The sequence below is a fragment of the Bacillus sp. FSL W8-0102 genome (genome assembly GCF_038007225.1).
In the GTDB taxonomy this organism is placed as follows: domain Bacteria; phylum Bacillota; class Bacilli; order Bacillales; family DSM-4216; genus Bacillus_O; species Bacillus_O smithii.
The window spans coordinates 1,102,475-1,115,033 of record NZ_JBBOWT010000001.1 but is presented as its reverse complement, the minus strand read 5'-3'; the positions used below and the strand labels follow the sequence as shown (position 1 = coordinate 1,115,033).

The window sequence follows — 12,559 nt, the reverse complement described above, 5'->3', positions numbered from 1 at the left end:
ATGCAAAGGCAAATTAGTGCAGTGTTATACGGAGTCATCGCGATCCTGATCACGGCCATAGCCAGCAGCCTTATTTTTGCTACGATTTTACGGTTATCGCAATTAACGGAACATTCCATTCAATTATTGGTCACCATTATATCTTTTTTCAGTTTATTTATCGGGGGGTACATCACAGGGGGAAAAGGAAAAGAAAAAGGACTGCTTCTCGGAGCATTTACAGGAATCATTTATAGTTCCATTATTTTTCTATATCAGTTTCTCGGATACGACTCCATCTTTTCTTTAAAGCAACTCATCTTTCATCTTTGCTATATCGCCACCGCCATGCTCGGAAGCGTCTTGGGCGTTAATCTTTCCGGCGGGAAAACGAAAGAGTCTTAGCAAGTTTCTGGTCTCTGTTTTGCTCTTTAATCTATCCATAAAAAAGAAGCAATTCGAATGACCAAATTGCTTCTTTTTTTATTACGAGTTTGAGTTCGTCGATGAACTTTTGGCTTTTTCAATCACATCACGGACCGCTGACCGGTCGTATGTCAAACGGCTGCCATCTCCGCATCGAATGACAATCGTATTTTCATCCAGCGAATCGACGATGCCATGAAGACCGCCAATCGTAACGATCTTATCTCCTTTTTCCAAGCTGTTCTGCATATTCATGACTTGCTTTTGCCTTTTTTGCTGAGGACGGATAAGCAAGAAGTAAAACAGAACGAACATGATTATTAAAGGCAAAAATGTTCCTAAACTACCCAATCCATTCACCCCTTTCTAAGTACAATAAACAATCAAAGCTTGAGGTTCAAGCTTACGTTCCTTTTTAAAAGTTTTTGGCATCAGGACGATTAAAACCGTACTGTTCAAAAAACTCTTCTCTAAAATCACCAAGCCGGTCTTCCCGGATAGCTTGTCTGATTTTCTCCATTAATTTTAACAGAAAATAAAGATTGTGGTAAGTCGTCAACCTAATTCCCAATGTTTCATTCGTATGAATTAAATGACGGATATACGCCCTCGAATAGTTTCTGCACGTATAGCAATCACATTGCTCATCAATCGGTCGAAAATCGCGAGCGTATTTTGCATTTTTCACCACAAGCCGACCTTGGCTCGTCATCAGCGTACCGTTTCTGGCAATTCGCGTTGGAAGTACACAATCGAACATATCAATTCCCCGAATGGCGCCGTCAATTAAAGAATCCGGCGACCCTACTCCCATTAAATAGCGCGGTTTATCAGCCGGCAAAAGCGGCGTCGTGAATTCCAGCATTTCATTCATGACCTCTTTCGGTTCTCCCACCGACAGTCCACCGATCGCATAGCCCGGAAAATCAAGAGACACTAAATCATTGGCACTTTGCCGACGAAGTTCTTTATACTCTCCCCCTTGCACAATCCCAAACAACCCTTGGTCTTCCGGTCTTTTATGAGCTTTCAGGCAGCGCTCAGCCCATCGCGAAGTCCTTTCTATCGACTTTTTCATATAATCGAACTCAGCCGGATAAGGAGGGCATTCATCAAATGCCATCATAATGTCTGATCCAAGAGCGTTTTGAATTTCCATCGCTTTTTCAGGAGATAAAAACAGTTTTTCCCCATTTAAATGATTGCGGAAATACACGCCTTCTTCCTCAATGCGACGAAGTTTGCTCAAGCTGAATACTTGAAAACCGCCAGAATCGGTTAAAATCGCTCCATCCCAATTCATAAAGAAATGAAGGCCGCCCGCTTCTTGGATAATATCATGGCCGGGCCTTAACCAAAGATGATACGTATTGCTTAAAATAATCTTAGCCCCCATCTCTTTTAATTCTTCCGGGGACATGGTTTTCACTGTCGCTAACGTTCCAACGGGCATAAACATGGGCGTTTCAAAACTTCCATGCGGCGTCGTCACTCTACCAAGCCTTGCACCCGTCTGCTTACAAGTTTTCAATAATTCATACTTGATGGCTGGCAATGTTCAATGCTCCTTCCTCTTTTGATGCTAACTTTGTCTGCCAAATCAATTTATTTAATAAACATCGCGTCTCCAAAACTAAAGAAACGATATTTTTCCCGCACAGCGGTTTCATAGGCATTCAGGATGTTTTCTCTCCCTGCCAAGGCGCTCACAAGCATAATCAGCGTCGATTTAGGAAGATGGAAATTCGTAATCAACCCGTCGATCGCGCGAAATTGAAATCCCGGATAAATAAAAATATCCGTCCAGCCGCTAGCGGGAACAATTTTTCCGTCGTGATCCCTGGCAATTGTTTCGAGCGTTCTAGTTGAAGTAGTTCCAACACTATAAATTTTTCCGCCTTCTCTACGAACTTTTTCAATTAAATCCGCCGTTTCTTTAGACACTTGATAGAACTCGGCATGCATATCATGATCTTCCACCCTATCTACCGACACAGGACGGAACGTTCCAAGACCTACATGCAGAGTAAGAAAAGCCAGATGAACTCCTGCAGATTCAATCTCTTTAAGAAGTTCCTCCGTAAAATGAAGTCCAGCTGTCGGTGCGGCAGCCGACCCGCGTTCTTTTGCGTACACGGTTTGATAACGGTCTTGATCTTCAAGCTTTTCTTTTATATAAGGGGGCAACGGCATTTCTCCAAGCTGATCAAGAATTTCGTAAAAAATGCCGTCATAATGAAATTCGATCACTCTGCCGCCATGATCGAGCTCCCCAACGCACTCCGCTGTCAATTGACCATCTCCGAAAATGATTTGGCTTCCTTCTTTTAACCTTTTGGCCGGCTTCGCCAACGTTTCCCAGCGATCTCCCTCCAATTGTTTTAAAAGCAGAATTTCTATATGAGCACCCGTATCCTTCTTTACTCCATACAATCGAGCCGGAAGAACTTTTGAATCATTCAATACTAAACAATCACCGGGATTCAGATGGTGCAATAAATTTTTGAAAATATCATGCTTGATTTCACCCGTTTCCTTATCCAACACCATCAGCCGGCTTTCTGAACGATTTTTTAAAGGAGTTTGGGCTATTAATTCTTCTGGTAATTCAAAGTCAAAATCTTCTACATTCATTCGATGTCACCTTTTCAATTCAATCTTTTCTAAGCAGAAAAATTCTTGTTTCTAAACGTTTCCCATCCTATATGCAGGATTGAAGAACATCTTTTGCCAAATCGAGGCAGGCCGCCTGCGATTGGCAAAATGATTGGGTATTTCAAACGACCATAAGCTTTGAATGAAGATGCTACGGCCGGTTAAAACGCGACAAAAAATAGAAGATCGCGGACAACAGGACGCTTAACAGTATGGACGTAGCAATGGGAAAATAGAAGGTCATATTCCCTTTTTTTATGAGAATATCTCCCGGCAGTCTCCCAATTTTGATAAACTGCATGAGAAAACCGACCAAAAAAACAATGCCTCCAACAATCATCAATGTTTTTCCTAAACCGCTCATTCTTTAGGAACCTCCATTTGAAAGTGATGATAAACAAGTTCCGTAACCATTCTTCCCCTAGGCGTCCGTTGTAAAAAACCTATTTGCAGTAAATACGGCTCATATACATCTTCTATTGTACCCGGTTCTTCGCCGATGCTTGCCGCAATTGTATCCAAACCGACAGGGCCGCCGCGAAATTTTTCAATGATGGTTAAAAGCAGCTTATGGTCAATGTGATCCAGCCCCATTTGATCCACCTGCAGCAACTCAAGCGCCTCAGCGGCAATATCGTACGTAATTAGTCCATTTCCGCGAACTTGTGCATAGTCGCGAACTCGCTTTAGCAGGCGATTCGCTATTCGCGGCGTCCCCCGCGAGCGTCTGGCGATTTCCATCGCCCCTCTCTCTTCAATTTCCGTATGGAAAATATCGGCGGTCCGCAAAACGATTTCTTTCAACTGCTCTTGATTATAATATTCAAGCCGACTTAACACCCCAAATCGATCCCGCAAAGGAGCTGAAAGCGATCCAGCTCTCGTCGTCGCTCCGATAAGCGTAAAAGGAGGTACATCAAGCCGGACAGAACGAGAACTTGGACCTTTGCCGATGACGATATCTAAGCAAAAATCTTCCATGGCAGGATAAAGCACCTCTTCAATGGCCCTTGGAAGACGATGAATTTCATCAATAAACAAAACATCTCCGGGCTCAAGCGATGTCAAAATAGCCGCCAAATCACCCGGACGCTCAATCGCCGGTCCTGAAGTCGACCGCAGACGGACACCCATTTCATTAGCGATTACTTGAGCCAGCGTGGTTTTTCCCAATCCCGGCGGGCCATACAAAAGCACATGATCCAAAGTTTCCTGTCTCATTCGAGCGGCTTCAATAAAAATTTCCAAATTTCTCTTTACTTTGTCTTGACCAATATACTGCTTCAGCGTTTGCGGGCGCAGACTCGGTTCCATTGCAGCTTCTTGCCAATCTGCTTCACCCGACACAATCCTTTCCTCCACCGTTCATCTCCTCCCTCCTTATATCCCATATTAACGGGCAATACGTCCCTTCCCCTTCCTTGGGACTGCAGCACAGAAGACATCCTTTTTAAGGGACGACTGCCTCACATGCTGCCCGATTGCTTCCACTCCACGGCTGGAAATGTCACTCTATATTTTCAACAGCACTTGTAAAGCTTTCTTTATATATTCATCCGTTGAAAGGGCTTTTCCTTTCAACACATGAGCCGCTTTTTGAATTTCGTTGCGGGAATACCCAAGCGCCTCCAACGCAAGAGCGGCTTCCTCCCATTCAGGAGAAAATTCAGCAGGAGATTCAGGTGATGAGGAGGAAAATAAATTAGGAAAGTAATCAGGAACGACATCTTGCAATTTGCCTTTTAAGTCTAAAATCATTTGTCTTGCCGTTTTCTTGCCAACGCCAGGAAATTTCGTCAAAAATTTTTCATCCTCGTTTTCAATGGCGGCGATCACTTGTTGAGGGGCTCCCGAAGCCAAAATGGCCAAAGCTCCTTTTGGACCGATACCTGAGACTTTTAATAATTTTTGAAATAACTTTTTTTCTTCGGCTGACTCAAAACCGTACAAAGCAAGCAAATCTTCCCGTACATGCATGTGTATGTACACTTTTTTCTCGCGTCCCAGCTCTTTTGAAAACACAAATGGATTCGGCATCATGATTTGATAGCCTATTCCTTGATGATCGACGACGATATATTCAGGACTTACATATTCAATAACACCTTTAATATATTCAAACAAACCAACTCTCTCCTTTTATGCTAACCATGATTGTACCACATCTTGATTTGTGAAGCGAAAAAAACGGGAGAGAATGAATGGGACTGTCAGGAACAAAAAAGAAAAGAAGTGCGGCATTCGCTCCTATCCTTCTATGTTGTCAAAACGGCCGAAACAAGGCCGTGCAACTTTTATAACAGCCGTTGCGGCAACTAATCGGCAATGACAGAAGCCGAAGTAGGTTTCATCCTTCATCTCCTTTAACAAAACATCTGTTCCTATTCTAACAGAAAAATAGAAAACAAAAAACAGACCAATCGAAAACGAAACCAAGAAACCGACGGAATTTATTTTTTTAAAAGAAAAGCGGCGATCCTGCTTTCGCCATACGGAACCCTTATCTTTCCGCATCATTTGCCGACTTTAGACAATGCAGCCGCTACGATCTTTCTTTCAAGATTTTTTTCACTCGTTTGATGTCAGATACATTTTGATTGGCCATTAAAATATAACTGAATGCAGATGGAACAAGGAACAGCTGCAGCAGTGATAACGTGATCATATAGCTATATGGTTCATGATAAGAAGCGGAAACGATGCCAAGCACAATTCCAACTCCTACGTTTCCGACAGTTCTGCCTAAACTATTGAAAAGATTAGCGACACTAAATGCGGTCCCCCTATGCTCAGGAAGATTCACATCTGTTATCAGCGCCAGCCAATTAGGTGTGTTGGCAGATTGAGCTGCGGATGCCAAAAGCGATAAAACAAACAATAAAGCAATCCATGGATTTGTGAATATTTGTGTGATTAAACTGACTAAAACCGATAAAGCATTATGATCATTTGGCAATGACAGATGATCCAACGGAATGAAAAACATGAGTATATAAAGAGGCATCGTCAAAAATACGAAAATAGCCGTTAATAAAGCTCTTCCTTTAAACGTTTTCTTTTGCAACTGATCACCAAGATGGCCGAAATAAGCGGAAGTCATCCCGCCGATTTGAAAAATCGCATAAAGATAACCTGATGCAATCATGGCTGTTTCCAAACTGTACCCTTGCTGCTGAATTTTATAAATATATAAAGTTGGAATCCAAATGAGGCTACCCGTTGCAATATTCATAAAAAATGCCTGCAAAAACAAAAACACGTTGCTGCCTTTTAAAAGAATAGCGGGAATATGCTTGGCCTCTATTATGTAGTTGTAAGATTGTCCATTTCTCATCAAATCTTTCAACTCAGGATCTGACTGGCCTCTGGATGGTTCTTCTACAAAAACGTAAAGAATAATGAGAAAAAAACCGATCAACCCAACGATTTCAAAAGGCCATCTCCAACTCGTATTAATGGCCGTTAAAGAAGCCATCAGAGACCCTAAAATACCTCCTAAGCCTTGTGCCATGCCCCAAAGGCTTAACACCATCCCCCGCTTTTGATAGGGGATATAATCCGTTAAAACACTGAAACCAATAGAAGCAATACAGCCTAAACCGATTCCTGTTATGATTTGAAACAGTAAAAGCTGCCCGTAACTTTGGCTAAAGGCCGTTAAAAATACAGATATGACCCAAATAAAGGTCCCAATCATAATCAGTCTCTTACGTTTATATTTTCCGGAAAGATACCCCCAATAAACGGAGGAAACCGCTGTAACTAAAATGTTAACAGCTGAAACAACTCCTAATTTCGCAACTTCCACATGTAAATCTTTTGCTATATAGCGAAACAGCGGAGGAAATAATCCAATGATGATATTGTCAAATGCCGCAAGGGCAATAAAAACAAAGATCGTATAGATGATTTTCCATTTCGTACGTTTCAAATATAATGAAAACTCCTTTGTCTAAAATTTTGATGATATGGTTTGCTTTTAGATTGTCAACACGAATTGGATTCCTTTAATATAAGATTTCTTATGCAGCAAGATGCGACAGCTATTGTCAACATGCATTTCCTTTCAGATTCGTCCAGCCAATGGAAGTGCAGTTTGCAAAAAAACTTCTTTGACATTTCATCAATATGATATTATATCTACAGATCATTTCAAACAAAAGATCATGACTAAGGTTCATCCTGCTTTTTTATTGGTTAAACAGGGATGAATGCAAGACAGCCGTCTATTTTTTCTTTACATACTATTTGGAGCAAGAACATATTTCTATTTTGGAAGTCTTTTTTAGTGAAAACACAGAAAGAACTCCGTTTTATCTTTGAGTAGTACAAATACTACTTTCAGGAATTCAAAAGTGTTTTCTTTTTTTTGCTTGATCAAAATGGAAGAAAATTTTAGTATTCTCCCTATCATTTATTGGTATGATTATATTATACAATGTGAAGAAAGGCTTGGTAAAATGGGCGTAAAAGTGCTGATCATTTCCTCTGATCATACAGGTCATGGGCATAAAAGCATTACAGAATCTTTATGCGAAAAAATTGGAAGGGACCATGACATCAACATACACGTTGTGGATGGCTTTTCGCTTGGCGGACAAACTCTGCTGTCGATCGGCAAACTATATGGACCGATCACGAGAAAAGCCGAAAATTTATGGAAGATGGTATATAACATATCAGCTGATAACCCAACGTTAATCAACTATTTTATAGAAGGATTAATCAAAAATAACTTTCTGCATTTGCTGGACGAAGTAAAACCCGATTTGATTTTGTCGGTGCACCCTAATTTTAACGGCTCGATTTTAAATATTTTAGAGAAACAAAATATTAAAATCCCATTCATTACACTGATAGCTGATCTTGTCAACATTAGCCCGTTATGGGCAGATATTCGAGCTGATTATATCATCAGCCCGACCGTGGAAGCGGCGGATAAGTGTATGGAATACGGCATTCCAGCGGAGAATATAAAAATTTTAGGATTTCCGGTTCGTTCCAGGTTTTTTAGAAACAACACCAATAAAAAAGTCCGTTATCAAAAAGGCGCACCTTTAAAATGCTTGATTATGAGCGGCGGCGAAGGTGTAGGCAATATGAAGAAGATTGCGGAAATTTTGCTTGATCATTTTGATTGCACCGTCAAAATTGTGGCAGGGAGAAATGCGAAGCTGAAAGCAAAGTTAGAGCAATCCCTTTTTCCACAATATGGAGATAAAGTAGAGATTTACGGTTTCACGAAAAATATCCATGAACTGATGTTTGCCTCTGATATCGTCTTTACAAGAGGGAGTCCGAACGTCATGTTTGAAGCCATTGCTTCCAATACACCGATGATTATAACCGGTGCGTTGCCCGGCCAAGAAGAGGACAACCCCTACTTTGCTGAAAAATCAAATTTGGGAGTAGTGTGCAATAAGACGGACGATATCAAACAGACAATGACCGAATTGCTTAAAAATGATGGAGAAAAACTCAATCATATTATCGATAGTCAAAGAAAATTCATCAATCCGCATGCAGCAGAAGATATTTTACAATTTGTTTTAGAAGTGAAAGATCAGCAAATGGAAGTTGCAGCCGGTCTTTCTTTCAAATAAACTTCAACATGCCGTCGGTTTAACGGATGGCTAGTTGACAGAACGATCTTTTTAGGGGACCTTTGTCACCCGCCTACCAATATATTTGACAAACAAATCACTACGAGAAACGAATCCTATTTATGTCGGGTTCGTTTCTAATCTTTTTCAGAAAGTCATTTGAATCTGAATAGTCAAATCCCCTTTGACAGCAAGATAACAATATTTTCAGCACTCTCCTTTTCACGGCTTTTTTTCCGCGAGCTCTTTATAAGTAAAAATAAAAAGGCCTTTTCTCGGGTTGAGTCGAGGAAAGGTCGTTTATTTTCTTGAAAACGACTGTGATTGAATACTGTATCCAAAAGCTTGGATTAAAATGAACAAAGGAGGCTATCAAAATCATCTTGCTTTTATTTTTCGATGGAGTACGGCTTAAACGTTTCAATCACTTTCGTATATTTTTCTTTTGTCTTAATGGGAATTCCGTGTCGTAATTCTTTTTGAACGCCGCTTTCAAGTTTATGGACATCAATTTGAAAAAAAGATTGAATGATTTGGGCGTTTTTTTCTTCCGGTTTTCCCTTGAAAATGGATAAAACCCCTTTGTCCGTAATGCCAAAATATCCATTAGCTTTTAATAAAGGAGATATATCGTTTATTTTTTTTTGGAACACAGCTTCTGTATCATCCATTTCTACCAATTTCCAGTTTTTATAACGTTCAAGTATATCTCCAATGGAAATGAACGGCTCTGTCCGGATTTCTTCGCTGACCTCTCCATCCAAATAAATTCTGTCTAAAATCACGGTCATCGTTTTTTCAGAAACATTGGGCGACACGACACCGGCAGTACTTATTGGCTTTTCTTCACTCTCGGCCGATTTTTTGCTCGTATCCGTTTTGGCTTCATCGTGGAAAATCGTAAGGAAAAACGCTCCTGCCACCAATAACAGCATAAAACTGATTCTTGTAAACAGCGTCATGTAAACACCACCTAAATGTAATGAACTCTTGTTGATAGTTTGTTCCAAAAAGGAGAAATATAATCATAATCGAAAGAGCAAATATAGTCCTTTCAACGGACGACTATCCCTTGTTTTCTCTCATTTTGCCAAGGATACGGCCTCTTGACAGCGGAAGAAAAAAATTCTATCTTTGGCTTACTTATTATAGAATGAAGGAAGGAAAAAGCGTCCGTCGTCGCTGAAGCAGCGAAACGAACTGACGGACGGACTATGCGGAGCAAAGGAGAAGATCATATTGCAACAATTCCTTACATTCAAAAGGCTACGCAGTTCAGCAAAATTTTTCTTTTCATTAGCCATCATTGTATTTGTCTTTTTTCAAGGAAAAAGAGAACTTTCCAATATCTCCATTAGCGATTCCATCCGCATATTAAAAAGTCTTTCATCCTACCAAGTGACGGTAGTTGTATTATTAGGCTTGCTCGCGGTCAGTACGATGTTTCTTTATGATTTCTTTCTTCTTCGTTTTTTGAACTTGAATATTCGTACGGGAAAAATATTCCGCATCTCTTGGATCTCCAATACGCTTAACGGAATTTTGGGCTTTGGCGGCATCATCGGCGCGGGATTAAGAATGATGTTGTATAAGCAGCATACGAAAGAAGAATCTAAGCTGTTGCGGGGAATTGCTTGGATGGCGACGGGCACCCTTGCCGGCTTGTCGTTTTATTGTCTATTCGTGCTCTTGAACTTTTTTCATGCCAAACCTTTGCTTGCCAGCAAAAAGTGGCTCGACATCGTATTAGCCGTCATCGCGCTCTATTTGCCCGCCTTTTTTCTTCTGTCTCGCATCAAAGGGAAAGACGCTACTTCTTTCACTTTATCGGTACAATATATGGTCGCTTCTATTATCGAATGGCTGTCAGCGGCCATCGTCGCCTTTTTTTCGTTGCGGGTTCTGGGGATCCATGTACCGTTTGGAACAGCTTGCGGCATTTTCTTCACTTCAGCTGCTGCCGGATTAATCAGTATGATTCCCGGAGGCTTAGGCGCTTTTGATGTTATTTATTTAATCGGTTTTCAAGAATTGGGCTATCAAGAAGAAACGATTGTATCCGCTCTATTATTGTATCGTACTGTTTATTACTTTTTGCCTTTTCTTCTAGGGCTTATCTTTACCATTTACGAATTCAGCGGCAACGTATTGAAAAAGCCGGAAATGAAACCGATTCTTGGACCGGCGATCGATACGTCGAGCGTCGTCTTGTCCTTGCAAAAAAGCTGGGTGCAAAAAATTCCGTATTTGTCTTTTTCCATTTTGGTGTTTTTGAGCGGAGTCTACTTATTTTTATATGGAATTGAGCCTTATCATTTTGATCATTCGATCGCCGGCAAAGATTATACTCGTTATATCAAATTATTGTTTGACGCCTTTCTGGTCGCTCTTTCCATCACTTTGATATTAAGTGTCAAAGGGGTTTATTTAGGGACGAAGAGAGCTCGCCACTTTGTTTTCAACAGCTTTGTTTTGGCGCTTCTTTTTGTTCTCTTAACAGCGGGAACCGTTTTAGAGGTTATTTGGCTGATTGGCATGATCTTGCTTTTTGGCTACTCGAAGAAAAAGTTCGACCGCATCCGCCGTCCTGTAACGGGGGTCCGGAAACTGGTTCTTGTCGGCTTGTTTATGTTGTTTTATTGGATCTACTTTATTACGTTAAACAGTCTTCCTGATTATGCATATGAACTAGGAATGACCATACAAAAAAATGATGTCGAATTGACATTTGGAATGAGCACCGCTATCTTCCTTATTCTGAATATCATTTTTTATTACACTTTTGAATCCAAGCACAACGAAAAATTCGAAATGGAAGTTTCCGATGAGAAGCTTTTGGAATTGCTTCATCATTATGGGGGAAATTATTTAAGCCATTTGGCGTTTTTGGGGGACAAATCCTTTTTCTTGTCCAAAGATGGAAATGCCTTTATTCAATTTTCGATCATTCGCGATAAAGTGGTGGTGCTTGGCGATCCGGTGGGAAACGAAGACTCGTTTTATTCATTGTTGAATGATCTTTATAAAAAAGCGGATCGTTTCGGTTATCATATCATTTTTTATCAAGTCCAATCTAAATACATGCCGATGTACCATGACTTTGGCAACTCTTTCTTTAAACTGGGAGAGGAAGCGATCGTCGATTTAACTTCATTTTCCTTGAGAGGAAAGCGAAAGGCAGGACTTCGATCCACCAAAAACCGATTAAAAAGAGAAAATATACGCTTTCGGATGGTGGAACCACCATTTACAGACGAATTTTTCCATAATCTTGAAGAAGTCTCTAATCAATGGCTCGGTAAGAAAAAAGAAAAAGGATTTTCTTTAGGTTATTTTGATCGAGACTATCTCTCGCTTGCCCCCGTCGCGGTATTGGAAACGGAAGAAGGAAAGATCATGGCCTTTGCCAGCTTAATGCCGACTTACCAGGAAGGAATTATTTCCATCGACTTAATGCGATATGTACCCGATGCTCCTCCCGGCATTATGGACGGTCTATTGATTGCCATGATTGAATGGGCACAAGAACACGGCTATACCACATTCAACTTAGGTATGACGCCGCTTTCCAATGTCGGCCAAACCGAAACTGCTTTTTGGCCGGAACGGATTGCTTCCCATATGTTTCATCATATTCAATATATTTACCATTTCGCCGGACTGCGAAAATTCAAAGAAAAATATGATCCAAACTGGGAGCCAAGATATATGGCTTACCGAAAATACCGCTTCTTGCCTTTCTCGATGATCGATGTCGCAAGACTCATCAATCGCGGGAAACCGAAACCATCATCTTCTAAATGATACAGCAAAAAAGGACATGCCGGCATTCTACGCGTTTATCGCAGATTGCCAACATGTCCTTTTTTTATCATGAACGCTCACGTAAAAAGCTT

The 12,559-nt window shown here is 40.8% G+C and carries 11 protein-coding genes; 3 read left to right on the top strand and 8 right to left on the bottom strand.

The window, feature by feature from the left end; translation table 11 throughout:
* The gene (locus tag N1I87_RS05405) at positions 1–384 is read left to right on the top strand and encodes a TIGR04086 family membrane protein (RefSeq protein ID WP_341100916.1); all 384 of its coding nucleotides are present in this window, start codon (positions 1–3) and stop codon (positions 382–384) included.
* A gap of 81 nt (positions 385–465) precedes the next feature.
* Here N1I87_RS05405 and yajC read toward each other — a convergent pair whose 3' ends face one another.
* From yajC to N1I87_RS05370, 7 genes are all read right to left on the bottom strand, one after another.
* The gene (yajC, locus tag N1I87_RS05400; RefSeq protein WP_341100914.1) at positions 466–756 is read right to left on the bottom strand and encodes a preprotein translocase subunit YajC; all 291 of its coding nucleotides are present in this window, start codon (positions 754–756) and stop codon (positions 466–468) included.
* 64 nt (positions 757–820) lie between these two features.
* Positions 821–1,960 carry a tRNA guanosine(34) transglycosylase Tgt gene (tgt, locus tag N1I87_RS05395; RefSeq protein ID WP_341100913.1) on the bottom strand — a complete coding sequence of 380 codons (1,140 nt, stop codon included), beginning with the start codon at positions 1,958–1,960 and terminating at the stop codon, positions 821–823.
* Positions 1,961–2,010: 50 nt separating this feature from the next.
* The gene (gene queA, locus N1I87_RS05390) at positions 2,011–3,039 is read right to left on the bottom strand and encodes a tRNA preQ1(34) S-adenosylmethionine ribosyltransferase-isomerase QueA (protein WP_270583112.1); all 1,029 of its coding nucleotides are present in this window, start codon (positions 3,037–3,039) and stop codon (positions 2,011–2,013) included.
* Between the two features lie 172 nt (positions 3,040–3,211).
* Positions 3,212–3,424 carry a DUF2905 domain-containing protein gene (locus N1I87_RS05385; RefSeq protein WP_003355492.1) on the bottom strand — a complete coding sequence of 71 codons (213 nt, stop codon included), beginning with the start codon at positions 3,422–3,424 and terminating at the stop codon, positions 3,212–3,214.
* Entirely contained in the window at positions 3,421–4,422 is a 1,002-nt protein-coding gene (ruvB, locus tag N1I87_RS05380) for a Holliday junction branch migration DNA helicase RuvB (RefSeq protein ID WP_003355494.1), read from the bottom strand. The genes N1I87_RS05385 and ruvB overlap by 4 nt, the downstream gene beginning before the upstream one ends.
* A gap of 150 nt (positions 4,423–4,572) precedes the next feature.
* Positions 4,573–5,184, bottom strand: coding sequence for a Holliday junction branch migration protein RuvA (ruvA, locus tag N1I87_RS05375; RefSeq protein WP_341100911.1), 612 nt, complete (start codon positions 5,182–5,184; stop codon positions 4,573–4,575).
* 418 nt (positions 5,185–5,602) lie between these two features.
* The gene (locus N1I87_RS05370) at positions 5,603–6,991 is read right to left on the bottom strand and encodes an MFS transporter (RefSeq protein ID WP_341100910.1); all 1,389 of its coding nucleotides are present in this window, start codon (positions 6,989–6,991) and stop codon (positions 5,603–5,605) included.
* Between the two features lie 424 nt (positions 6,992–7,415).
* On the opposite strand from N1I87_RS05370, the gene N1I87_RS05365 reads away from it, so the two are divergent.
* A complete protein-coding gene (locus N1I87_RS05365) occupies positions 7,416–8,663 on the top strand; it encodes an MGDG synthase family glycosyltransferase (RefSeq protein ID WP_341100909.1) in 1,248 nt (415 codons plus the stop codon).
* 389 nt (positions 8,664–9,052) lie between these two features.
* Here the strand turns inward: N1I87_RS05365 and N1I87_RS05360 are convergent, their stop codons facing one another.
* Entirely contained in the window at positions 9,053–9,625 is a 573-nt protein-coding gene (locus N1I87_RS05360; RefSeq protein ID WP_341100908.1) for a BofC C-terminal domain-containing protein, read from the bottom strand.
* A 277-nt stretch (positions 9,626–9,902) separates the two neighbouring features.
* Between N1I87_RS05360 and mprF the strand changes: the two genes are divergently transcribed.
* Entirely contained in the window at positions 9,903–12,467 is a 2,565-nt protein-coding gene (mprF, locus tag N1I87_RS05355) for a bifunctional lysylphosphatidylglycerol flippase/synthetase MprF (protein ID WP_341100907.1), read from the top strand.
* The last annotated feature ends 92 nt before the right edge of the window (positions 12,468–12,559 follow it).

Coding starts and splice junctions, on each gene's coding strand:
- N1I87_RS05405 (WP_341100916.1), top strand. CDS start 1: ATGCAAAGGCAAATTAGTGCAGTGTTATACGGAGTCATCGCGATCCTG.
- queA (WP_270583112.1), bottom strand. CDS start 3,039: ATGAATGTAGAAGATTTTGACTTTGAATTACCAGAAGAATTAATAGCC.
- N1I87_RS05385 (WP_003355492.1), bottom strand. CDS start 3,424: ATGAGCGGTTTAGGAAAAACATTGATGATTGTTGGAGGCATTGTTTTT.
- N1I87_RS05360 (WP_341100908.1), bottom strand. CDS start 9,625: ATGACGCTGTTTACAAGAATCAGTTTTATGCTGTTATTGGTGGCAGGA.